The following is a 21,714-nucleotide window of genomic DNA, read 5'->3' on the forward strand; positions in this document are numbered from 1 at the left end:
ATGAGAACAACAACATGCAAACAGCCAAACCTCATCTCGAACTGCTGACCTGCGAGGCGGCCTATCGCCATAACCCTACCGCGCTGTTTCATCAGGTGTGCGGCGCACGTCCCGCGACGCTGCTGCTGGAGTCAGCTGATATCGACAGTAAGGACGACCTCAAAAGCCTGCTGCTGGTTGACAGCGCGCTGCGCATTACCGCGTTAGGTGACACCGTCACTATCAGGGCGTTGTCTGACAATGGCGCGTCGCTCCTGCCGCTGCTGGATGCGGCGCTGCCTTCAGGCATTGAAAATGAGCGTCATCCGGACCTGCGAATTCTGCATTTCCCACCGGTAAGCCAGCTGCTGGATGAGGACGCCCGCCTCTGCTCGCTCTCCGTTTTTGACGCCTTCCGCCTGCTGCAAAATCTGGTGGCCGTGCCGGAAGATGAGCGCGAAGCAATGTTCTTTGGCGGGCTGTTTGCTTACGACCTGGTTGCTGGCTTTGAAAATTTACCGGAAACCGAGCAGGGAAACCGCTGCCCGGACTACTGTTTCTACCTGGCCGAAACCCTGCTGGTGATCGACCATCAGAAAAAATATACCCGCATCCAGGCCAGCCTTTTCACGCCGTCTGAGTCTGAGAAAAATCGCCTCGCGCAGCGCATCGCCCAACTGCAACAGCAGATGTCAGAAGCACCGCCCGCGCTCCCGGTGCAGCGTGTTGAAAAGATGACCTGCGAGGTGAGTCAGACCGACGACCAGTACGGCGCAGTGGTGCGTCAGATGCAAAAAGCGATTCGTGCCGGGGAGATTTTCCAGGTGGTGCCGTCCCGTCGCTTTTCACTGCCCTGCCCGTCGCCGCTGGCGGCTTACGATGTGCTGAAAAAGAGCAACCCAAGCCCGTACATGTTCTTTATGCAGGACAATGATTTCACCCTGTTTGGCGCGTCGCCGGAAAGCTCCCTCAAGTACGACGCCACCAGCCGCCAGATTGAGATCTACCCGATAGCGGGAACCCGTCCACGCGGCCGTCGTGCCGATGGCTCCTTGGATCGCGATCTCGACAGCCGCATCGAACTGGAAATGCGTACCGACCATAAAGAGCTCTCCGAACACCTGATGCTGGTTGACCTGGCGCGTAACGATCTGGCACGCATTTGCACGCCAGGCAGCCGCTACGTGGCGGACCTGACCAAAGTCGACCGCTACTCCTTCGTCATGCACCTGGTCTCCCGCGTGGTGGGTGAACTGCGCCACGACCTCGACGTTCTGCACGCCTACCGCGCCTGCATGAACATGGGCACCCTGAGCGGCGCGCCGAAAGTCCGCGCCATGCAGCTGATCGCCGAAGCGGAAGGACGCCGTCGCGGCAGCTACGGTGGTGCGGTGGGCTATTTCACCGCTCACGGTGACCTCGATACCTGCATCGTGATCCGCTCCGCCTACGTTGAAGACGGCATTGCTACCGTCCAGGCCGGGGCCGGTATTGTGCTGGATTCTGTTCCGCAGTCGGAAGCCGACGAAACCCGCAGTAAAGCGCGCGCGGTACTGCGCGCTATTGCTACCGCACACCATGCACAGGAGATTTTCTGATGGCTGACATTCTGCTGCTTGATAATATCGACTCCTTTACCTACAACCTGGCAGATCAGCTGCGTGCGAATGGTCATAACGTCGTTATCTATCGCAACCACGTTCCGGCCCAGACGTTGATTGACCGTCTGGCGACCATGCAAAACCCGGTGCTGATGCTCTCCCCGGGACCAGGCGCGCCGAGCGAAGCGGGCTGTATGCCTGAGCTGTTGACCCGTATGCGCGGCAAGCTGCCGATTATCGGCATCTGCCTCGGCCATCAGGCGATTGTCGAAGCCTACGGCGGCTACGTGGGTCAGGCGGGGGAGATCCTGCATGGTAAAGCGTCAAGTATTGAACATGACGGTCAGGCGATGTTTGCCGGGCTGCCGAACCCGCTTCCGGTAGCGCGTTACCACTCGCTGGTCGGCAGCAATATTCCGGCCGGGCTGACCATTAACGCCTCGTTTGAAGGGATGGTGATGGCGGTGCGTCACGATGCGGATCGCGTCTGCGGAATGCAGTTCCACCCGGAATCTATCCTGACGTCCAGCGGCGCGCGCCTGCTGGAGCAAACGCTCGACTGGGCGCTGCAAAAGCTGGAGCAGACCAACACCCTGCAACCGATTCTGGAAAAACTGTATCAGGCCCAGACCCTGAGCCAGCAGGAGAGCCACCAGCTGTTCTCCGCCGTCGTGCGCGGTGAGCTGAAGCCTGAGCAGCTGGCCGCTGCGCTGGTGAGCATGAAGGTACGCGGCGAAAGCCCACAGGAGATCGCCGGTGCGGCAACCGCGCTGCTGGAAAATGCCGCCCCGTTCCCGCGCCCGGACTATCCGTTTGCCGATATTGTCGGGACCGGTGGCGACGGCAGTAACAGTATCAATATTTCCACTGCCAGCGCCTTTGTGGCCGCGGCATGCGGTCTGAAAGTGGCGAAACACGGCAACCGCAGCGTGTCCAGCCGTTCCGGATCGTCCGACCTGCTGGCGGCTTTCGGTATCAACCTGGACATGAACGCCGAGCGTTCCCGTGAAGCGCTGGATGATCTGGGCGTCTGTTTCCTGTTCGCGCCGAAGTATCACACCGGTTTCCGCCACGCGATGCCGGTTCGCCAGCAGCTCAAAACCCGCACGCTGTTTAACGTGCTCGGTCCACTCATTAACCCGGCGCACCCGCCGCTGGCGCTGATTGGCGTTTACAGCCCGGAGCTGGTCCTGCCGATTGCGGAGACGCTGCGCGTCCTCGGTTACCAACGCGCCGCCGTGGTACACAGCGGCGGGATGGATGAAGTATCCCTGCATGCGCCCACGCTGGTGGCGGAACTGAATAACGGTGAAGTGCTGAACTATCAGCTTGAGGCCGCTGACTTCGGGTTGACCCCGTACCATCAGGACGCCCTGGCGGGCGGCACGCCGGAAGAAAACCGTGACATTCTCACGCGCTTATTACAAGGTAAAGGTGAGGCCGCCCATGAGGCCGCCGTGGCGGCCAACGTAGCCATGCTGATGCGTTTACATGGCGAGGAAGATCTGAAAGCCAACGCCCAAAAAGTTCTGGACGTGCTGCGCTCCGGTGCAGCTTACGATCGCGTTACCGCACTTGCGGCAAGAGGGTAAATAATGCAGACCGTTTTAGCGAAAATCGTCGCCGATAAGGCCATCTGGGTGGAAGCCCGTAAGCAACAGCAGCCGCTCGCCAGTTTTCAGAATGACGTCGTTCCGAGCAGCCGTCGTTTTTATGATGCGCTCCAGGGCGCGCGTACTGCGTTTATTCTGGAGTGTAAAAAAGCGTCTCCGTCCAAAGGCGTGATCCGCGACGATTTCGACCCGGCGCGTATTGCCGGTATTTACAAGCATCATGCGTCTGCCATTTCTGTGCTGACGGATGAGAAATATTTTCAGGGCAGCTTTGATTTTCTGCCCGTTGTCAGCGGCATCGCGCCGCAGCCGATTCTGTGCAAAGACTTTATTATCGACCCATATCAGATCTGGCTGGCGCGCTTTTACCAGGCCGATGCCTGCCTGCTGATGCTCTCCGTGCTGAATGACGAGCAGTATCGCCAGCTCTCCGCCGTCGCGCACAGCCTGAATATGGGCGTGCTGACCGAAGTGAGCAACGAAGAGGAGCTGGAGCGCGCCATCGCGCTGGAAGCCAAAGTGGTCGGCATTAACAACCGCGACCTGCGCGACCTGTCGATTGACCTCAACCGTACGCGCCAGCTTGCGCCGCGTCTGGGCGCGGGCGTCACGGTGATCAGCGAATCCGGGATTAACAGCTACGCTCAGGTGCGCGAACTCAGCCACTTTGCCAACGGTTTCCTGATCGGCTCCGCGATGATGGAACACGACGATCTTAATGCGGCCGTGCGCCGCGTGCTGTTGGGTGAGAACAAAGTCTGCGGCCTGACCCGTGAACAGGATGCGCAGGCCGCATATGAAGCGGGCGCGATCTATGGTGGTCTGATCTTTGTTGAGTCCTCTCCTCGCGCCGTTAATGAGGAACAGGCGCACAAGGTGATGGCGGCTGCGCCTCTGAGCTACGTGGGCGTGTTCCGCAATGCGGATATTAACGACGTTGCGGCAAAAGCGGACGCGTTATCCCTGAGCGCGGTCCAGCTGCACGGCGATGAAGATCAGGCGTACATCGATGCTCTGCGACATGTTCTGGCGCCTCAGGTTCAGATCTGGAAAGCGCAAAGCGTTGGCGCCACCCTGCCCGCGCGTAACCTGAAGCATGTTGATAAATACGTGCTCGACAACGGCCAGGGCGGCACGGGGCAGCGTTTTGACTGGTCACTGCTGCGTGGCGAAGTGCTGGACAATGTCCTGCTGGCGGGGGGATTAAGCCCCGATAACTGTGTGGAAGCGGCCAAAACCGGCTGCGCAGGCCTCGATTTCAATTCAGGCGTAGAGTCCCAACCGGGCATTAAAGACGCCAGCAAGCTGGCATCGGTATTTAAAACTCTGCGTGCATATTAAGGAAGAGAAGATGACGACATTACTTAACCCGTATTTTGGTGAGTTCGGTGGGATGTATGTCCCACAAATCCTGATGCCCGCGCTGCGCCAGCTGGAAGAAGCGTTCGTGAGCGCACAGAAAGATCCGGCGTTTCAGGCGGAGTTTACCGACCTGCTGAAAAACTACGCCGGTCGTCCGACGGCGCTGACAAAGTGCCGCAACCTGACCGAAGGCACTAAAACTACGCTGTATCTTAAGCGTGAAGATCTGCTGCACGGTGGCGCGCATAAAACTAACCAGGTGCTTGGCCAGGCGCTGCTCGCGAAGCGGATGGGTAAAACCGAAATCATCGCCGAAACCGGCGCGGGACAGCACGGTGTGGCCTCAGCGCTCGCCAGCGCCCTGCTCGGTCTGAAATGCCGCATTTACATGGGGGCGAAGGACGTTGAGCGCCAGTCGCCAAACGTGTTCCGTATGCGTCTTATGGGGGCGGAAGTGATCCCGGTGCACAGCGGTTCTGCCACGCTGAAAGATGCCTGTAATGAAGCGCTTCGCGACTGGTCTGGCAGCTACGAAACCGCCCACTACATGCTCGGTACCGCCGCGGGCCCGCACCCGTTCCCGACCATCGTGCGTGAATTCCAGCGCATGATCGGCGAAGAGACTAAAGCGCAGATCCTCGAAAAAGAGGGTCGCCTGCCGGATGCGGTGATCGCCTGCGTTGGCGGCGGATCTAACGCCATCGGCATGTTTGCCGATTTTATCGACGAAACCAGCGTTGGGCTGATTGGCGTTGAGCCTGCCGGCCACGGCATTGAAACGGGCGAGCATGGTGCGCCGCTGAAGCATGGCCGCGTGGGGATCTACTTCGGCATGAAGGCCCCGATGATGCAGACCGATGAAGGGCAGATTGAGGAGTCTTACTCAATCTCTGCCGGGCTGGATTTCCCGTCCGTAGGGCCGCAGCACGCGTTCCTGAACAGCACCGGCCGCGCGGATTATGTCTCCATCACCGATGACGAAGCGCTGGAGGCCTTCAAAACGCTGTGCCGCAATGAAGGGATCATCCCGGCGCTGGAGTCTTCCCACGCGCTGGCGCACGCGCTGAAAATGATGAAGGAAAACCCGGAAAAAGAGCAGCTGCTGGTGGTAAACCTTTCCGGGCGCGGTGACAAAGATATCTTCACCGTTCACGATATTCTGAAAGCACGAGGGGAAATCTGATGGAACGCTACGACAACGCATTTGCACAACTGAAAGCTCGCCAGGAAGGCGCCTTCGTTCCCTTCGTGACGCTGGGCGACCCCGGCCCGGAGCAGTCGCTGAAGATTATCGACACCCTGATTGATGCCGGTGCCGACGCGCTGGAGCTCGGTATTCCGTTCTCCGATCCGCTGGCGGATGGCCCGACCATTCAGAACGCAACGCTACGCGCGTTTGCCGCGGGCGTGACGCCGAGCCAGTGCTTTGAAATGCTGGCGGCGATCCGTCAGAAGCACCCGACCATTCCGATCGGCCTGCTGATGTACGCCAACCTGGTGTTCAGCCGCGGTATTGATGCGTTTTACGCAGAGTGCGCCCGCGTGGGCGTTGACTCCGTGCTGGTGGCTGACGTGCCCGTTGAAGAGTCTGCGCCATTCCGTCAGGCGGCAATGCGCCACAACGTCGCGCCGATTTTCATCTGTCCACCGAATGCCGATGACGATCTGTTGCGCCAGATTGCCTCTTACGGACGAGGTTACACCTACCTGCTCTCCCGTGCGGGCGTCACCGGTGCGGAAAACAAAGCCGCGCTGCCGCTGCATCATCTGGTGGAGAAGCTGGCAGAATACCATGCTGCACCGCCGCTTCAGGGCTTTGGCATTTCTTCACCGGATCAGGTTACTGCGGCGATTGACGCGAAAGCCGCCGGAGCCATTTCGGGTTCGGCTATCGTGAAAATTATCGAGAAGAACGTGGATAAGCCAGAGCAGATGCTGGCTGAGTTACACGCATTCGTCACATCCATGAAAGCGGCCACGCGCAAGGCGTAACCGTTAACACCGTCTGGCCCCGGCGTCAGGCGGTTTTCCCTTCTCTCTTCCTGAAAGAAGCAGGTCAAAATTGATCCTGTCGATATTTTCGGTGTGAATGACTTTCCAAACTTTCGCGTAAGCGTATGATCTGGGCTCTTTTTAGCGTTACCCTTCTGAGTTCAGAGGTTATTCATGTCATGGCATTCCTTCAAACAGACTTACCTGGTTAAGTTCTGGTCACCTGTTCCGGCCGTTATCGCGGCAGGCATTCTCTCTACTTATTATTTCGGTATTACCGGCACCTTCTGGGCTGTTACGGGCGAGTTTACCCGCTGGGGTGGGCAGCTATTACAGCTGGCAGGCGTCCATGCCGAAGAGTGGGGCTACTTCAAACTGATCCATCTTGAGGGCACACCGCTGACCCGCATCGACGGGATGATGATCATTGGCATGTTCGGCGGCTGTTTTGCGGCCGCGCTGTGGGCCAACAACGTTAAGTTGCGCATGCCGAAAAGCCGCATCCGCATTATGCAGGCCGTGGTCGGCGGCATCATTGCCGGGTTTGGCGCCCGCCTGGCGATGGGCTGTAATCTGGCCGCGTTCTTTACCGGTATTCCGCAGTTCTCGCTGCATGCCTGGTTCTTTGCCGCCGCCACCGCCATCGGCTCCTACTTCGGTGCTAAATTCACCCTGCTGCCGCTGTTCCGCATTCCGGTGAAAATGACGAAAGTTAGCGCTGCCTCTCCGTTAACGCAAAAACCCGATCAGGCGCGTCGTCGCTTCCGCCTCGGTATGCTGGTCTTTTTTGCCATGGTTGCCTGGGCGATTTGCACGGCAATGAATCAGCCCAAACTCGGCCTGGCCATGCTGTTCGGCGTCGGCTTTGGTTTGCTGATTGAACGTGCACAGATCTGCTTTACCTCCGCATTTCGCGATATGTGGATCACCGGACGCACCATGATGGCGAAGGCGATCATTGCTGGTATGGCCGTGAGCGCAATTGGCATCTTCAGCTATGTTCAGCTCGGCGTGGAGCCGAAAATCATGTGGGCGGGCCCAAATGCCGTCATTGGCGGACTGCTGTTTGGTTTTGGCATTGTGCTGGCGGGCGGGTGTGAAACCGGCTGGATGTATCGCGCCGTGGAAGGCCAGGTGCATTACTGGTGGGTGGGTCTGGGTAACGTGATTGGCTCTACAATTCTGGCCTACTACTGGGATGACGTCTCGCCGGTACTGGCAACAAACTGGGACAAGGTCAACCTGCTGAAAACCTTTGGTCCACTCGGGGGACTCCTGGTGACCTACGCCCTGCTGCTCATCGCCTTCTTACTGGTTGTTGCACAAGAGAAGCGCTTTTTCCGACGCGCCACCGCCAAAACTGAAACTCAGGAGAATGCCGCATGAAAGAGATCGTGCCTGATTATCGTCTCGATATGGTGGGTGAACCTTGTCCTTACCCGGCCGTCGCCACGCTTGAAGCGCTACCGCAGTTAAAGAAAGGCGAAATTCTGGAAGTGGTGAGCGATTGCCCCCAGTCGATCAATAACATTCCGCTTGATGCCAAAAATCACGGCTATACCGTGCTGGATATCCAGCAGGACGGACCAACCATTCGTTATTTAATTCAGAAGTGATTTCACGATCGAAAAAGGCCTCTCTGAGGCCTTTTCTAGTTTACTGGCTTTGGCCATCGCCGTCGTCTGAGCTTCGGCAGGCATGAATGAATGGTGAGACGTGTTCCGCAAACGGAACAGATAGCACCGTGAGGTAGGCTATGTGCTGGGCTGAACGTCGTGAACTGAAACTGTTTACCTGCACAAACCGGACACTCAAATTTGATGTTGGGGATATCCCCTCCAGCCAGGTGTGTGGAACAACCACCATACAGCAATCACCGACTGGCAGGGGATATATCTTCTGTCAGAAACGATAGCCGGCTGAGAACATAAATACCCACGGATCCAGACGGGTATTGATACTTTGCTGCTGGCCGCCCGCTTTAAAGCGCACGTCCGTATCAATGTCCATATACCAGACCGAGGCGTTGATCAGCCAGTCACGGTTAATCAGATAATCCAGACCAACCTGCCCCGCCATGCCCCACGAGTCTTTCAGGCTGAGATCGGAGAGCCCGGCCTCTTTACCGGTATCGTTAAATTTCTCATCAAAGAAGGTGGTGTAGTTAACGCCTGCACCAATATATGGGCGCACCTTGCTGCTGGAATCGCCGAAGTACCACTGCGCCATCAGCGTTGGTGGTAAATGGTGCACCGTGGCAATGTCCCCGGTCGGTCCTAAACCGACGCGGTGACGGAATGGCGTGGCGGCTAAAAGCTCGACGCCAACGTTATCCGTTGCCATATACGTGAACGTCAGGCCTAACTGGGTGTTATTGCTGACGTTAAACCCGCCCATACCCAGTACATTATCGGACCCTTCCGTTGGACGCACCGTTGCCGAACCGGCACGAATAAAGAATTCGCCTGCTTCATGCGCGTACGCGCCGCCAGAGAGACTGCTTAAGATAAGGGCTGCCACCGCTAATTTTTTCATATCCGCTCCATCGTTGTGGTTTTAATTGCGGAGGAGAATATACTCACATATGAGTAATAAGTGATCTAACACAGATCACATTAAAACCAGTAAGTTAACATTCATTGATCTAGGTTAATTTTTGGTGACGCCTCATAAAGCAATAAGTTGTTACCGCGTCAATTTTTGGCATTTCATGGTTACAAAATTTTCTGTTTTCCCTCTCTTGCGCTTCCTGTAGCGGCTGGATAATTTATCGCTCTCACAATGTGATTTGATGCGTTCTACTTTTGCAGGTGTGCCATGAGTGATCATAACCCGTGCATGACGTGCGGAGCCTGTTGTGCGTATTTTCGAGTCTCTTTTTACTGGGCTGAAGCCAGCGATGGCGGCGGCACCGTTCCGGTTGATCTCACTGAACCCTTGACCCCTTTTCTGCGCTGTATGCGCGGCACCAACCAAAAACAGAGCCGCTGTGTGGCACTGGAAGGTGAACCTGGGGTATCCACCCGCTGTTCCATTTACGCGGATCGCCCCAGCCCGTGTCGCACTTTCGCGATGTCAGGAGAGGATGGGCAGGTCAATGAGGCATGCAATCGCGCCCGCGCCCGCTATGGATTACCGCCGCTTTACAAAGATATGCTTTTCCATACAAGCCTTGATGCTGCCACCAGCGTGTTATCCGGTGTACAATTGCCGGCTAATTAACACCTGCAATACTCAAGGAGAGTGCATGTCTATCACGGCGAAGTCTGTCTACCGTGACACGGGAAATTTTTTCCGCAATCAGTTCATTACCTTTTTGCTGATCGCGTTGTTGTGCGCCTTTATTACGGTGGTGCTGGGTCATGCGTTCTCACCCAGTGATGAACAGATTGCCACGCTGAGCCAGGGGGAAAATCTTGCAGGCAGCGCAGGGTTGTTTGACCTTGTGCAGAATATGACGCCAGAGCAACAGCAAATCTTACTGCGCGCATCTGCGGCATCTACCTTCTCGGGCCTGATTGGCAACGCCATTCTGGCGGGTGGCGTGTTGCTGATGATCCAGCTGGTGTCTGCCGGCCAACGCGTCAGCGCGTTACGTGCAATCGGGGCCAGCGCTCCGGTGCTGCCAAAACTGTTTATCCTCATCTTCCTGACCACGCTGCTGGTCCAGATGGGGATAATGTTGGTTGTCGTTCCGGGCGTGCTGCTGGCTATCGTGCTTTCATTCGCGCCAGTAATGGTTGTGCAGGACAAAATGGGCATTTTCACCGCCATGCGCAGCAGCATCAGGCTCGCATGGGCCAATATGCGACTGGTCGCCCCGGCCGTTATCAGCTGGCTGCTGGCCAAAACTCTGCTGTTGCTGTTTGCGCCGAATTTTGCGGTGTTAACGCCAAACGTCGGAGCGGTTGTCGCCAATACGCTGAGCAATCTGATTTCAGCCGTGCTGCTGGTCTATTTGTTCCGCCTGTACATGTTAATTCGTCAGTAACTGGGATCGCAGAATGAAGCAGTTTCTTGATTTTTTACCGCTGATCGTATTTTTCGCTTTTTATAAGCTGTACGACATTTATGCCGGCACGCTGGCGCTGATTGTGGCAACGGCTGTGGTGCTGATTTACAGCTGGGTTCGCTATCGCAAAGTTGAAAAGATGGCGCTCATCACCTTCCTGATGGTGGCGGTGTTTGGTGGTCTGACGTTGTTCTTCCACAATGATGAATTTATCAAATGGAAGGTCACGGTGATTTACGGCCTGTTTGCGGGCGCACTCCTCATCAGCCAGTGGGTGATGAAGAAGCCGCTGATCCAGCGCATGCTGGGGAAAGAACTGACCCTGCCGCAGGCTGTGTGGGGGCGTCTGAATATCGCCTGGGCACTATTTTTTATTCTGTGTGGTCTGGCGAATATCTATATCGCATTCTGGCTGCCGCAGAATATCTGGGTCAACTTCAAGGTGTTTGGCCTGACGGCGCTGACTCTTATCTTCACCCTGCTCAGCGGCGTTTATATTTATCGCCACATGCCGCAGGATGACAAGCACTGATCCTTCTGGCCAGATCGCCACGCGGTCTGGCCTCTTTTCCCGCCTTCTCTTTTCTCTACATCCTCCCTGCGAAAATGTCTGAATCATGAAGATTTTATGGAGATTGCTGCCACTTTATTGTAATGAGAATGACTATCATTAATATTCGTCATCGCATTTTTAACAAATGGAAATGAGTTGATGAATAACATAATAAGATTTGCCCCGGCTACACTTACGCTCGCCATTCTTTCAACGTTATACCAGAGCGCACACGCAGCGGAAGATCCTCTCGCCGATGGTGAAACAATGGTTGTTCAGGCCACCGCTGAAGAGGCGCTGAAGCAACAGCCGGGGGTTTCCATCATCACGGCAAAGGACATAGAAAAGGATCCACCGGTTAACGATCTTTCTGAAATTATTCGCAAAATGCCCGGGGTTAACCTCACCGGAAACAGCGCGACAGGCAGCCGCGGTAACAACCGCCAGATCGACATCCGCGGTATGGGGCCGGAGAACACGCTGATTCTGATTGACGGTGTGCCGGTGACGTCACGTAACTCGGTGCGCTACAGCTGGCGCGGGGAGCGCGACACCCGCGGGGATACCAACTGGGTTCCGCCAGAGATGGTTGAGCGCATTGAAGTGCTCCGGGGACCTGCTGCCGCCCGCTATGGTTCGGGGGCGGCCGGCGGCGTCGTCAACATCATTACCAAACGCCCGACTAACGACTGGCACGGCTCGCTCTCCCTGTACACTAACCAGCCTGAAAATGATAAAGAGGGAGCGACGAAACGCGCTAATTTTGATCTGAGCGGCCCCCTTGCGGGCGATGCGTTAACGATGCGCCTGTACGGGAATATCAACAAAACTGACGCAGATGCTCAGGACATCAACACCGCGCAAAACGGCTCTTACGCCGCCGGACGTGAAGGCGTGCGCAACAAGGACATTAATGCCCTGCTCTCCTGGAAACTCACGCCACAGCAGATTATCGATTTCGACTACAGCTACAGCCGCCAGGGCAATATCTACGCGGGTGATACTCAATACAGCAACAGCAACGTCAGCCCTGACGGTCTGGTGTCGTCCCTGTATGGACACGAAACGAACCGAATGTACCGCCAGTCCTATGGCATTACGCACAACGGCATCTGGGACTGGGGTCAGTCTAAGTTCGGTGTTTATTATGAAAAGACCAACAACACCCGCCTGGAAGAAGGCTCTACGGGCAAAGTTGAGGGGATGATCAATAGCGATAAATACGATACCAGCCGGCTGGAGTCATACCGTTCAACGGGTGAACTGAACATTCCTTTCTTCTGGCTGGTCGAACAGACGCTAACCGTGGGTGCAGAATGGAACCGTGATGAACTGAACGATCCGGCCTCAATGCAGGCGACAAATGTGTCGGGAGAAGTGATTAACGGCGTTCCCGGTACGGCTTCTGAGCGCAACAGCAAAAACAGCGCTGACCTCACTGGCATCTATCTTGAGGACAATATTGAAGCGCGCCAGGGCACCAACCTGATCCCAGGGCTCCGCTTTGATTATCACAATCAGTTTGGCAGCAACTGGAGTCCTAGCCTGAACCTCTCTCAGGATTTGGGTGACATGTTCAAGGTTAAAGCGGGTATCGCTCGGGTATTTAAAGCGCCAAACCTGTATCAATCCAGCGAAGGCTATCTGCTTTCCACCCGCGGCAATGGCTGCCCGAACAACGTTTCCGAAGGAAGCTGTTACCTGTTAGGTAATCCGGATCTGGATCCTGAAATCAGCGTGAACAAAGAGATTGGCCTGGCCTTTGCGCTGGAAGGCTACGAGGCTGGCATAACCTGGTTCCGCAACGATTACAAAAACAAGATTGTTTCAGGAACGGACGTGCTGGGCCAGACAAGCAGCGGCGCAAATATCCTTCAGTGGCAGAACGGAGGAAAGGCTGTTGTTGAGGGGCTGGAAGGCAACCTCACCGTCCCGGTTATCCGCGACACGCTAACCTGGCGCACCAATGCGACGTATATGATTCAGTCTGAAAGTAAGGACACCGGCAACCCTCTGTCGATTATCCCAAAATATACCGTCAACACGATGCTCGACTGGCAGGTTAACAGCAAACTTTCAGCGAACCTTAGCTGGACGATGTATGGCCGCCAGAAGCCAAGAGAAAATGCTGAAATCCGCAAAGAGCAGAATGCGATGTCAGATAAAGAGATTGGCGCCTATTCCATCGTTGGGATCGGTAGTAACTATCAACTGACAAAAGATCTCCGACTGAATGCCGGGATCAGCAACCTCTTTGATAAGCAGATTTATCGAGAAAATGACGGTGCATCGACCTATAACGAACCAGGCCGTGCGTATTACGCCGGCGTGACTCTGTCCTTCTGACCCTCTGGCGCCTGCTCTGCGGGCGCTAACCCTATTCTCTCCAGCCAGAAATCATAGTAGCATCCCGCCTGAAGTCTTCAGTTACGAGTTTAAAACAATGACAACAAATGACGCCCCACAGGGCGAACTGGTTTTACGCACACTGGCAATGCCTGCGGATACGAATGCCAATGGCGATATTTTTGGTGGCTGGTTGATGTCGCAGATGGATATGGGCGGTGCAATCCTGGCAAAAGAGATTGCACACGGGCGCGTGGTGACAGTCCGGGTCGATGGCATGACCTTCCTGCGCCCTGTCGCGGTGGGGGACGTGGTGTGCTGTTACGCACGCTGCGTAAAACGCGGCAATACGTCTGTCTCCATCAACATTGAAGTATGGGTGAAAAAAGTCTCTTCTGAGCCGATTGGTCAGCGCTATAAGGCGACGGAGGCATTATTCATCTATGTGGCGGTGGATAGCGACGGTAAGCCCCGCCAGCTCCCACGGAGCTGATCCTCAGGTAAAAAAAGCCTCCTTGCGGAGGCTTCTTTTATTCCATCTGTGCCCCGCCGTTCAGGCGGAAGACAATGTTCACAATCAACCCATTGCCGGGTTTACCGGCTTCATAGCGCCACCTGCGCATGGCCGATTTAACTTCGCGTTCAAACATATTCCCCGGCTGTGCGGACAGGATTTCCACGTTATCGACACGTCCATCGGCCGTAACGTCGAATTTCACCCGTACACGCCCTTCAATACGTAACGCCTGGGCACGTGCCGGGTACTGCGGCTGGTTACGGCTCAGCGCGCGCGGGCCCGCGGGCGCCGTTACCGTCGGTTTTGTCGCGGTCGTGGTGTTATTCATCAGCGGACGTGACGGGGCGGCATTTTCAACCGGCTGCGTGGCGCGTGGCTCAACCGGACGCACTTCGCGTTTCGGACGCTCTTCCACCTTTTTGACCGGCTTGGGTTTTGGCTTCGGCTTAGGTTTCGGCTCCGGCTTATGGATCACTACCGGCGCTTCTTTCGGCGGTTCAGGAACCGGCTCTGGCTCTGGCTCCGGCTCGGGTTCAACAACGGGCTGTGGCGGCGGCGGCGCAACCTGCGGCGGCTCAAGATCCGCAGGCGATACCATGGTCACAGAAATTGGCTGCGCTGGCGCCGGCATTTCAATAACCTGATGAACCGAGGTATAGAGCAGACCCGCCACGACAGCACCGTGAATAACGACGGAAAGCAGCGTCGGCCATGGAAAGCGGCGAGGTAAATCAAGGGTCATCGAAGTCATAATCATCAACGTTAAAAAACCGAACCTCGATTTTAAATGCAAATAGCAATCATATTCAATAAGACACTTTGTCCTGGCGCAATTTAAGCGTACATGAGGGCAAAAAAGGGGCATCCAGATCAGGGTTTTAACATTGTTATTATCTTTACATTGCAGTCATTTGTGCTTTCACATAACGTAATTGTCACTTTTACCGGTTAAGGAGCTTTGCCGTGTTTTACGTGATTTACGCTGAAGATGTACCTGATTCTCTGGAAAAACGTCTTTCCGTTCGCCCTGCTCATCTGGCGCGTTTACAGTTGCTACAGGATGAAGGTCGGTTGCTGACCGCAGGCCCGATGCCTGCCGTTGACAGCAACGATCCGGGCGCGGCGGGTTTTACCGGCTCCACGGTGATTGCCGAGTTTGAATCTCTGGAAGCCGCGCAGGCCTGGGCAGAAGCAGACCCGTACGTCGCAGCCGGCGTGTACGAGAAAGTCACGGTTCGTCCGTATAAAAAAGTATTCTGAAACGAAAGGCTCCCTCGGGAGCCTTTTCTTCATTCAGTGCAGCGACGCCAGCCTCGCCGCAAATCCGACAAACAGCAGACCTATCAGCCCGTTCCCCAGCTTCGCCAGTTTCTTTTTGGTTTTGAGGTAACGCGTGACAAACGCGCCTGAGAAAATCAGGAAGCTCATGTACATGAAGCTGATCAGCTCAAGCGTTGTGGCGAGGATCAGGAACGACGTGCCGGTATTCTTCGCATTGACATCAATGAACTGCACGAAGAACGACACGTAAAAGAGAATCGCTTTCGGGTTCGTCAGGCTCAGCACCAGCGAACGCTTAAGGATAGCGCTTGCCGGTTCGGCGCTACTTTCGTGCGCATTTTTTTGACGCGTCATAACGGACCAGAGCATTTTTCCGCCCAGCCACAGCAGATAAAACGCGCCCAGATAGCGGACAATATTAAATAAAACCGGAGTGGTCTGGATCAACGCGGCGACGCCCGCCCAGGCCAGAAACATCAGCACGGCATCACCAATAAACACACCGGTGGCTGCCAGATAGCCTTTCTTAACGCCGTGGCCAATCCCTGTTTTCAGCACAAACAAGGTGTTCGGTCCTGGAACCAGCACGATAAAAAATGCGCCGACAACATAGGTCCAGAAATTCAGTACACCAAACTCCGCAAACACGTCTCACTCCTTTCGCTCAAAAACAGCGGGGATACCGGTAATTACGGTATCCCCTGAATCAGTTGCGCTATTGTACGCCGTTATAGCCATCAAGATAAGTCGCGGCCAGTTCGTTACCAAATAATAGGGCGTCTTTACTGTCCATGTCCGAAGACCATTTATCCTTCGCGTTGCCTGCGAACAATTCCTGCGACTTCGCATTTTCTTTTAGCTGATCGCGAATGCTTTGCGCGTATACACTGGCTTCAGCCTCAGTCCGCCCTTCCGCGCGGTCAGCTTTGCCCCGGGCATAAAGCTCGCGGAACTGCGCCACGTTCAGCTGATAATTTTTCTGCACGCTGGAGGTGTAATTGCCGCCAGTAAAGCTGGACTGATGCGACACGAAATAAAACGCGTGCCGTTCGGGTGAGGTTTTGCTGCTGGCACAACCGCTTAATATCGCAATCCCAAAGAGTGCTGCCATTACTTTTCCGTTCATCCTTTTTTCCTTTAATAAAAATGTATTCCCCATGCGAAAACATAATCTGCCAATGAGGAAAATGACGAAAGTCCTAAATCTTCCCTGAGCGCATCCAGCGCCAAAAGTACAATAAAAATCCAGAGATAAGGATTCATCTTTTAATATCATGACGTTATGGGGACTTAGTATATCGCGGAAAGCAGATGGGAATAGACTGCAAAAATTGATAGCCTGGATATTTAATGGGCACCTTTACGGTGCCCTTCATGCTTTTCAGATGTCCTGGACCGCGAACAACAGCGCGTTACGGTGTCTGTTCAGGCCACATTTTCTGATGGCGTGGATACGCATATTGCGGCGGGATTGTGCTTCCAGCCAACGAGCCTTACGACGACTCACCTGTCGCAACATGCGCCAGCGCCCAACTTCAGTTCTACTGCGCTTCATGTCTACAACTCTTTCTCTAACAGAGATGCCATTATATGCCTAAGCAGGCGGCAAACCAGCGCTTTTATCTGCCGTTTTTATTTGCCAGATGAATCCTGATGCGTAAACTCATAACAATACGCTTTCAAAAGGATTTTTTATTTATGACAACCTTCTACACCGTGGTGAGTTGGCTGGTCATTTTAGGATACTGGCTGTTAATTGCCGGGGTGACGTTGCGCATTCTGATGAAACGCAGAGCGGTACCTTCCGCCATGGCCTGGCTTCTGATTATCTACATTCTGCCGCTGGTGGGCATCATCGCCTATCTCTCTTTCGGTGAACTTCATCTGGGTAAACGCCGCGCCGAACGCGCCCGCGCCATGTGGCCCTCCACGGCGAAATGGCTTGCCGACCTTAAAGCCTGCAAGCATATCTTCGCTGAAGAGAACAGTAGCGTGGCCGCATCTCTGTTCAAGCTGTGCGAACGCCGCCAGGGGATTGCTGGGGTAAAAGGCAATCAGCTGCAACTGATGACCTCTTCTGATGATGTGATGCAGGCGCTGATCCGTGATATCCAGCTCGCCCGGCATAATATCGAGATGGTGTTTTATATCTGGCAGCCGGGCGGCATGGCGGACCAGGTCGCCGAATCGCTAATGGCCGCTGCACGTCGCGGTATCCACTGCCGCCTGATGCTGGACTCCGCCGGCAGCGTGGCCTTTTTCCGTAGCCCGTGGGCAGGCATGATGCGCAACGCCGGTATCGAGGTGGTCGAGGCGCTGAAAGTGAATCTTTTCCGCGTCTTTCTGCGCCGCATGGATCTCCGCCAGCACCGGAAAATGGTTCTGATCGATAACTATATCGCCTACACCGGCAGCATGAACATGGTTGACCCCCGCTTCTTCAAGCAGGATTCCGGCGTGGGGCAATGGATCGATCTGATGGCGCGGATGGAGGGACCGATCGCGACCTCAATGGGCATCGTCTACTCCTGCGACTGGGAAATTGAAACCGGGAAACGCATTCTTCCCCCGCCGCCGGATGGCAATATCATGCCGTTTGAGGAAGCCAGCGGGCACACTATCCACACTATCGCCTCCGGTCCTGGCTTCCCGGAAGATCTGATCCATCAGGCACTGCTTACCGCCGCCTACTCCGCGCGGGAATATCTGATCATGACCACGCCCTATTTCGTTCCCAGCGACGACCTTCTGCATGCCATCTGTACAGCGGCACAGCGCGGAGTGGATGTGAGCATTATTATGCCGCGCAAGAACGATTCGCTGCTGGTCGGGTGGGCAAGCCGCGCGTTCTTTAGTGAGCTGCTGGCCGCAGGCGTTAAAATTTATCAGTTCGAAGGCGGGCTGTTACACACCAAGAGTGTGCTGGTGGACGGAGAGCTGAGCCTGGTGGGTACCGTCAACCTCGATATGCGCAGTCTGTGGCTGAATTTTGAAATTACGCTGGTCATTGATGACGCCGGGTTCGGTGGCGATCTGGCAGCGGTTCAGGACGATTATATCTCCCGCTCACGCCTGCTGGACGCCAGACTGTGGGCGAAACGTCCGCTCTGGCAGCGAATTGCCGAACGACTGTTTTACTTCTTTAGTCCGTTGCTGTAAAACGTGCCCAACGATGTTTAACAGGTAGTCATCATGGAAATGGATCTGAACAATCGCCTGACCGAAGACGAAACGCTCGAACAGGCCTACGATATTTTTCTCGAGCTGGCGGTCGATAATCTCGACCCTGCTGACGTCATTCTTTTCAACCTGCAATTCGAAGAGCGTGGCGGTGCTGAGCTGTTCGATCCGTCTGAAGACTGGGCCGAACACGTCGATTTTGATCTCAACCCGGACTTCTTCGCCGAGGTGGTGATTGGCCTGGCAGATGAAGACGGCGGAGAAATTAACGACATCTTTGCCCGCGTCCTGCTGTGCCGCGAGAAAGATCACAAACTGTGCCATATTCTCTGGCGCGAATAATAAAAAAGGCTGCCCGCGCAGCCTTTTTTATTTAATCCGGTAAGGCATTTCCACAGCGGTGACAAAACCGCGCGCCGGGTTCATGATTCCCCTGCTGACAATTCGGACATTTGCGTTGCTGCTTGCTGTTCTGGAAGGCGCTGCTCATATGGGTGGTAATTAGCCCCGTCGGAATCGCTATCACCGAATAGCCGATCAGGATAAGAACCGATGCCACAATACGTCCGAGCGGCGTATGCGGGGTAATATCGCCATAGCCCACGGTGGTCACCGTGACGATAGCCCAGTAAACAGACGCATTAAGCGTGGTAAACCCGTATTTCGGCCCTTCGATTAAATACATCAGGGAGCCAAAAACGATCATCACGATAGCAATAAACGAATAGAAGAGAATCAGCTGGTGGCGGGCGCTGACAATGGCGACCCAAAAAACCCGCAGCGACGGCATAAAGCGCAGCAGTTTGAGAATTCGTAACACACGAATCGCCCGCATTGCGCGCCAGGCAAACACATAATTCAGGCTGATCTCAGGCCACAGCCACATGACATACAGCGGCAGGATGGTGGCTAAATCAATAAATCCCCAGAAGCTGAAAACGTATTTCGCCGGATTTGGCCAGCTAATGACTCTCAGCACATATTCCGCGGTAAACACCAGCGTGACAATCAATTCCAGCCAGACGAAAACGTGCCACTCCTCATACGTCATGTGGTACTGCGTTCCGGCGCCGGATTCGATAAAGATAATAATGACGCTAATCAGCGCAAATAAACCACACAGACCTTCGAAGCGGCGACCGGAAACCGTTTCAGGATCAAATAAAAGGTGATACAGCCGCTGACGGGCCGACGTGAATAATCGCGACACATTAACCTCGAAAAATAAGGGCTGACATCATGTCAGCCCTTGCGATTATAACGGGTCTACTTTCAGGCAGGAAACCGCATGTCGGAAACTGCCCTCCAGAACTGGCCGTGTTTTTGCACATTCCGGCCCGGCTATTGGGCATCGAGTACGGAATACGCAGCCTGAAGGCGGGTTGATTGGCGAAGGCAGTTCACCTTCCAGAAGCTGAATGGTTTTATTTTTTTCCAGATCGGGGTCCGGAACGGGAACCGCAGACATCAGCGCTTTGGTATAAGGGTGCAGAGGATTGTGGTACACCTCATCATACGTGCCCAGCTCCACGGCGTGGCCCAGATACATGACCAGCACACGGTCCGAAATGTGTTTTACCACCGCCAGATCGTGGGCGATGAAGATCAGCGACAGCCCCATTTCCCGTTGCAGTTTCTGTAGCAGGTTAACCACCTGGGCCTGGATGGAAACGTCCAGCGCCGAAACCGGCTCATCACAGATAATCAGTTTTGGTTCAAGGATCAACGCGCGTGCGATACCGATACGCTGGCACTGACCGCCGGAAAACTCGTGTGGGTAGCGGTTGATGAGGTTAGGCAGCAGACCCACCTTCAGCATCATCGCTTTCACCCGATCGCGAACTTCCTGGCGCGGCATCTTCGGATGATAGGTGCGCAGCGGCTCAGCAATGATTTCGCCAATAGTCATACGCGGGTTCAGGGACGCCAGCGGATCCTGGAAAATCATCTGGATGTCGCTGCGCACGTCGCGCCATTCATCCGGCTTCATCCCCAGCAGATCTTTGCCAAGCCAGGCCACTTTCCCGTCGGTGGCCTTCACCAGGCCGATGATCGCACGCGCAAACGTCGATTTGCCGCAGCCGGATTCGCCTACCACGCCCAGGGTCTCGCCTTCGTACAGGCGTAGCGTGACGCCATCCACCGCTTTCAGGGTTTTGGCAGGCTGCCAGAACCACTGTTTACCGTCTTTGATATCGAAATGGACCTTCAGGTCAGCGATTTCGAGCAGCACATTTCTTTTTTCGTCGATCGCGTTCATACCAGCTCCTCCAGCGGCTTAAAGCAGGCGCGCAGACGGCCTGGGGCAAACGCTTCCAGCGGCGGTGCGCTGTTACAGATTTCCATCGCATGCGGACAACGCGGCTGGAACGGGCAGCCTTTTGGCAGACGCAGCAGGTTTGGCGGGTTGCCCGGGATAGTCAGCAGCGACTCCCCTTCCGCATCAAGACGCGGAACGGCATTCAGCAGCCCGATAGAGTACGGATGGGCTGGCTGGTAGAACACATCGCGAGCATTACCGTATTCCATCGTGCGGCCTGCATACATGACCAACACTTTGTCGCAGATCCCGGCAACGACGCCTAAATCGTGGGTGATCATAATGATGGCGGTGTTGAACTCGCGCTTCAGCTCGTTCAGCAACGTCATGATCTGCGCCTGAACGGTCACGTCCAGGGCGGTGGTTGGTTCATCAGCGATCAGCAGTTTTGGCCGGCAAAGCAATGCCATCGCGATCATAACGCGCTGGCGCATACCGCCGGAGAACTCGTGCGGATACATGCGCATGCGCTTGCGTGCTTCAGGCATTTTCACCGCATCCAGCATTTTGACGGACTCTTCAAACGCTTCGGCTTTACCCAGCCCCTTGTGGAGCATCAGCACTTCCATCAGCTGTTCACCCACCCGCATATAGGGGTTCAGGGACGTCATCGGATCCTGGAAAATCATTGAAATCTGCTCGGCGCGCAGCTTGTTCAGCTCATGTTCCGGCAAATTCAGGATCTCTTTCCCGTTAAACGTCGCCGAACCGCCGATCACGCCGTTTGACGCCAGCAGGCCCATCAGCGCGAATGCGGTCTGGGATTTACCGGAACCGGATTCGCCCACAATGCCCAGCGTTTCACCGGCACGCAGGTCGAAGTTGAGATCGTTAACGGCAGTAACATCACCGTCGGGGGTTTTAAACGTCACGCGGAGGTCTTTAACGTCCAGCAGTGCGCTGGTCCGCTGTTGCGCCTGTGGCGCGGTTGCCGTTTCAATAATGGTCATGACGGCGC

At 55.2% G+C, this 21,714-nt stretch carries 23 protein-coding genes and 1 pseudogene; 15 read left to right on the plus strand and 9 right to left on the minus strand.

Annotation, left to right across the window (positions count from 1 at the left end; translation table 11 throughout):
* The first annotated feature begins 14 nt into the window (after positions 1-14).
* From ACQG0T_RS12530 to yedF, 7 genes are all read left to right on the plus strand, one after another.
* The gene (locus ACQG0T_RS12530; protein WP_023296718.1) at positions 15-1,577 is read left to right on the plus strand and encodes an anthranilate synthase component 1; all 1,563 of its coding nucleotides are present in this window, start codon (positions 15-17) and stop codon (positions 1,575-1,577) included.
* Positions 1,577-3,172, plus strand: a complete 1,596-nt coding sequence (gene trpD / locus ACQG0T_RS12535) for a bifunctional anthranilate synthase glutamate amidotransferase component TrpG/anthranilate phosphoribosyltransferase TrpD (protein ID WP_023296719.1) — start codon at positions 1,577-1,579, stop codon at positions 3,170-3,172. Before ACQG0T_RS12530 ends, trpD begins: the two co-directional genes overlap by 1 nt.
* 3 nt (positions 3,173-3,175) lie before the next feature.
* On the plus strand, positions 3,176-4,534 hold the full coding sequence (gene trpCF, locus ACQG0T_RS12540) for a bifunctional indole-3-glycerol-phosphate synthase TrpC/phosphoribosylanthranilate isomerase TrpF (protein WP_023296720.1): 1,359 nt from the start codon (positions 3,176-3,178) through the stop codon (positions 4,532-4,534).
* Between the two features lie 10 nt (positions 4,535-4,544).
* A complete protein-coding gene (trpB, locus tag ACQG0T_RS12545; protein ID WP_003856780.1) occupies positions 4,545-5,738 on the plus strand; it encodes a tryptophan synthase subunit beta in 1,194 nt (397 codons plus the stop codon).
* Positions 5,738-6,547, plus strand: a complete 810-nt coding sequence (gene trpA / locus ACQG0T_RS12550) for a tryptophan synthase subunit alpha (RefSeq protein ID WP_015570379.1) — start codon at positions 5,738-5,740, stop codon at positions 6,545-6,547. The genes trpB and trpA overlap by 1 nt, the downstream gene beginning before the upstream one ends.
* A gap of 174 nt (positions 6,548-6,721) precedes the next feature.
* Positions 6,722-7,933 (plus strand): selenium metabolism membrane protein YedE/FdhT, encoded by a 1,212-nt coding sequence (gene yedE, locus ACQG0T_RS12555; protein WP_032103378.1) that lies wholly within the window; start codon positions 6,722-6,724, stop codon positions 7,931-7,933.
* Entirely contained in the window at positions 7,930-8,163 is a 234-nt protein-coding gene (yedF, locus tag ACQG0T_RS12560) for a sulfurtransferase-like selenium metabolism protein YedF (RefSeq protein ID WP_003856774.1), read from the plus strand. The genes yedE and yedF overlap by 4 nt, the downstream gene beginning before the upstream one ends.
* A gap of 286 nt (positions 8,164-8,449) precedes the next feature.
* Here yedF and ompW read toward each other — a convergent pair whose 3' ends face one another.
* A complete protein-coding gene (gene ompW / locus ACQG0T_RS12565) occupies positions 8,450-9,082 on the minus strand; it encodes an outer membrane protein OmpW (RefSeq protein WP_017693317.1) in 633 nt (210 codons plus the stop codon).
* Positions 9,083-9,364: 282 nt separating this feature from the next.
* On the opposite strand from ompW, the gene ACQG0T_RS12570 reads away from it, so the two are divergent.
* The 5 genes from ACQG0T_RS12570 (at position 9,365) to yciA (ending at position 13,951) form a co-directional block, all read left to right on the plus strand.
* Entirely contained in the window at positions 9,365-9,769 is a 405-nt protein-coding gene (locus ACQG0T_RS12570; RefSeq protein WP_003856766.1) for a YkgJ family cysteine cluster protein, read from the plus strand.
* A gap of 25 nt (positions 9,770-9,794) precedes the next feature.
* On the plus strand, positions 9,795-10,538 hold the full coding sequence (locus ACQG0T_RS12575; protein ID WP_015570376.1) for a YciC family protein: 744 nt from the start codon (positions 9,795-9,797) through the stop codon (positions 10,536-10,538).
* Positions 10,539-10,551: 13 nt separating this feature from the next.
* Entirely contained in the window at positions 10,552-11,091 is a 540-nt protein-coding gene (locus ACQG0T_RS12580; protein ID WP_003856762.1) for a septation protein A, read from the plus strand.
* 180 nt (positions 11,092-11,271) lie between these two features.
* A complete protein-coding gene (locus ACQG0T_RS12585; protein WP_032669681.1) occupies positions 11,272-13,458 on the plus strand; it encodes a TonB-dependent siderophore receptor in 2,187 nt (728 codons plus the stop codon).
* Positions 13,459-13,555: 97 nt separating this feature from the next.
* Positions 13,556-13,951: an acyl-CoA thioester hydrolase YciA gene (gene yciA, locus ACQG0T_RS12590; RefSeq protein WP_003856759.1), complete on the plus strand. Its 396-nt coding sequence runs from the start codon at positions 13,556-13,558 to the stop codon at positions 13,949-13,951.
* Positions 13,952-13,988: 37 nt separating this feature from the next.
* On the opposite strand, the gene tonB is transcribed toward yciA, so the two are convergent.
* Positions 13,989-14,717 carry a TonB system transport protein TonB gene (gene tonB / locus ACQG0T_RS12595; RefSeq protein ID WP_426723881.1) on the minus strand — a complete coding sequence of 243 codons (729 nt, stop codon included), beginning with the start codon at positions 14,715-14,717 and terminating at the stop codon, positions 13,989-13,991.
* Positions 14,718-14,938: 221 nt separating this feature from the next.
* Here tonB and ACQG0T_RS12600 point away from each other — a divergent pair, with 221 nt between their 5' ends.
* Positions 14,939-15,235, plus strand: coding sequence for a YciI family protein (locus tag ACQG0T_RS12600; protein ID WP_271040295.1), 297 nt, complete (start codon positions 14,939-14,941; stop codon positions 15,233-15,235).
* Positions 15,236-15,268: 33 nt separating this feature from the next.
* Here ACQG0T_RS12600 and leuE read toward each other — a convergent pair whose 3' ends face one another.
* The 4 genes from leuE to ACQG0T_RS12620 all read right to left on the minus strand — a co-directional run bounded on the left by leuE (position 15,269) and on the right by ACQG0T_RS12620 (position 16,811).
* Positions 15,269-15,904, minus strand: a complete 636-nt coding sequence (gene leuE, locus ACQG0T_RS12605; protein ID WP_006810877.1) for a leucine efflux protein LeuE — start codon at positions 15,902-15,904, stop codon at positions 15,269-15,271.
* Positions 15,905-15,971: 67 nt separating this feature from the next.
* Positions 15,972-16,382, minus strand: a complete 411-nt coding sequence (locus ACQG0T_RS12610; RefSeq protein WP_032103377.1) for an Exc2 family lipoprotein — start codon at positions 16,380-16,382, stop codon at positions 15,972-15,974.
* A gap of 11 nt (positions 16,383-16,393) precedes the next feature.
* The gene (locus ACQG0T_RS12615; protein WP_208971014.1) at positions 16,394-16,519 is read right to left on the minus strand and encodes a KPN_01571 family protein; all 126 of its coding nucleotides are present in this window, start codon (positions 16,517-16,519) and stop codon (positions 16,394-16,396) included.
* Between the two features lie 118 nt (positions 16,520-16,637).
* Entirely contained in the window at positions 16,638-16,811 is a 174-nt protein-coding gene (locus ACQG0T_RS12620; protein ID WP_017384232.1) for a YciY family protein, read from the minus strand.
* Between the two features lie 143 nt (positions 16,812-16,954).
* On the opposite strand from ACQG0T_RS12620, the gene cls reads away from it, so the two are divergent.
* On the plus strand, positions 16,955-18,415 hold the full coding sequence (gene cls, locus ACQG0T_RS12625) for a cardiolipin synthase (RefSeq protein WP_003856750.1): 1,461 nt from the start codon (positions 16,955-16,957) through the stop codon (positions 18,413-18,415).
* 33 nt (positions 18,416-18,448) lie between these two features.
* Positions 18,449-18,778, plus strand: a complete 330-nt coding sequence (locus ACQG0T_RS12630) for an HI1450 family dsDNA-mimic protein (RefSeq protein ID WP_006810881.1) — start codon at positions 18,449-18,451, stop codon at positions 18,776-18,778.
* A gap of 31 nt (positions 18,779-18,809) precedes the next feature.
* Here ACQG0T_RS12630 and ACQG0T_RS12635 read toward each other — a convergent pair.
* The 3 genes and pseudogenes from ACQG0T_RS12635 to ACQG0T_RS12645 all read right to left on the minus strand — a co-directional run bounded on the left by ACQG0T_RS12635 (position 18,810) and on the right by ACQG0T_RS12645 (position 21,706).
* Positions 18,810-19,677, minus strand: a pseudogene (locus ACQG0T_RS12635) (ion transporter).
* 14 nt (positions 19,678-19,691) lie between these two features.
* The gene (oppF, locus tag ACQG0T_RS12640) at positions 19,692-20,696 is read right to left on the minus strand and encodes a murein tripeptide/oligopeptide ABC transporter ATP-binding protein OppF (RefSeq protein ID WP_003856743.1); all 1,005 of its coding nucleotides are present in this window, start codon (positions 20,694-20,696) and stop codon (positions 19,692-19,694) included.
* Complete coding sequence (locus tag ACQG0T_RS12645) at positions 20,693-21,706, minus strand: ABC transporter ATP-binding protein (protein ID WP_017384234.1); 1,014 nt, start codon at positions 21,704-21,706, stop codon at positions 20,693-20,695. Before ACQG0T_RS12645 ends, oppF begins: the two co-directional genes overlap by 4 nt.
* Positions 21,707-21,714: the final 8 nt, after the last annotated feature.

The sequence above is a fragment of the Enterobacter cloacae complex sp. 302F9 genome, assembly GCF_050030335.1.
GTDB classification, from domain to species: domain Bacteria; phylum Pseudomonadota; class Gammaproteobacteria; order Enterobacterales; family Enterobacteriaceae; genus Enterobacter; species Enterobacter hormaechei_C.

Bases quoted from the DNA above. Each gene is read 5' to 3' on its own strand.
- yedF (WP_003856774.1), top strand. From the start codon at position 7,930: ATGAAAGAGATCGTGCCTGATTATCGTCTCGATATGGTGGGTGAACCT.
- ompW (WP_017693317.1), bottom strand. From the start codon at position 9,082: ATGAAAAAATTAGCGGTGGCAGCCCTTATCTTAAGCAGTCTCTCTGGC.
- ACQG0T_RS12630 (WP_006810881.1), top strand. From the start codon at position 18,449: ATGGAAATGGATCTGAACAATCGCCTGACCGAAGACGAAACGCTCGAA.
- ACQG0T_RS12580 (WP_003856762.1), top strand. From the start codon at position 10,552: ATGAAGCAGTTTCTTGATTTTTTACCGCTGATCGTATTTTTCGCTTTT.
- ACQG0T_RS12615 (WP_208971014.1), bottom strand. From the start codon at position 16,519: ATGAATCCTTATCTCTGGATTTTTATTGTACTTTTGGCGCTGGATGCG.
- yciA (WP_003856759.1), top strand. From the start codon at position 13,556: ATGACAACAAATGACGCCCCACAGGGCGAACTGGTTTTACGCACACTG.
- ACQG0T_RS12530 (WP_023296718.1), top strand. From the start codon at position 15: ATGCAAACAGCCAAACCTCATCTCGAACTGCTGACCTGCGAGGCGGCC.
- oppF (WP_003856743.1), bottom strand. From the start codon at position 20,696: ATGAACGCGATCGACGAAAAAAGAAATGTGCTGCTCGAAATCGCTGAC.
- trpA (WP_015570379.1), top strand. From the start codon at position 5,738: ATGGAACGCTACGACAACGCATTTGCACAACTGAAAGCTCGCCAGGAA.
- tonB (WP_426723881.1), bottom strand. From the start codon at position 14,717: ATGACCCTTGATTTACCTCGCCGCTTTCCATGGCCGACGCTGCTTTCC.
- ACQG0T_RS12645 (WP_017384234.1), bottom strand. From the start codon at position 21,706: ATGACCATTATTGAAACGGCAACCGCGCCACAGGCGCAACAGCGGACC.
- ACQG0T_RS12610 (WP_032103377.1), bottom strand. From the start codon at position 16,382: ATGAACGGAAAAGTAATGGCAGCACTCTTTGGGATTGCGATATTAAGC.
- trpB (WP_003856780.1), top strand. From the start codon at position 4,545: ATGACGACATTACTTAACCCGTATTTTGGTGAGTTCGGTGGGATGTAT.
- ACQG0T_RS12575 (WP_015570376.1), top strand. From the start codon at position 9,795: ATGTCTATCACGGCGAAGTCTGTCTACCGTGACACGGGAAATTTTTTC.
- yedE (WP_032103378.1), top strand. From the start codon at position 6,722: ATGTCATGGCATTCCTTCAAACAGACTTACCTGGTTAAGTTCTGGTCA.
- ACQG0T_RS12620 (WP_017384232.1), bottom strand. From the start codon at position 16,811: ATGAAGCGCAGTAGAACTGAAGTTGGGCGCTGGCGCATGTTGCGACAG.
- cls (WP_003856750.1), top strand. From the start codon at position 16,955: ATGACAACCTTCTACACCGTGGTGAGTTGGCTGGTCATTTTAGGATAC.
- trpD (WP_023296719.1), top strand. From the start codon at position 1,577: ATGGCTGACATTCTGCTGCTTGATAATATCGACTCCTTTACCTACAAC.
- trpCF (WP_023296720.1), top strand. From the start codon at position 3,176: ATGCAGACCGTTTTAGCGAAAATCGTCGCCGATAAGGCCATCTGGGTG.
- ACQG0T_RS12585 (WP_032669681.1), top strand. From the start codon at position 11,272: ATGAATAACATAATAAGATTTGCCCCGGCTACACTTACGCTCGCCATT.
- ACQG0T_RS12570 (WP_003856766.1), top strand. From the start codon at position 9,365: ATGAGTGATCATAACCCGTGCATGACGTGCGGAGCCTGTTGTGCGTAT.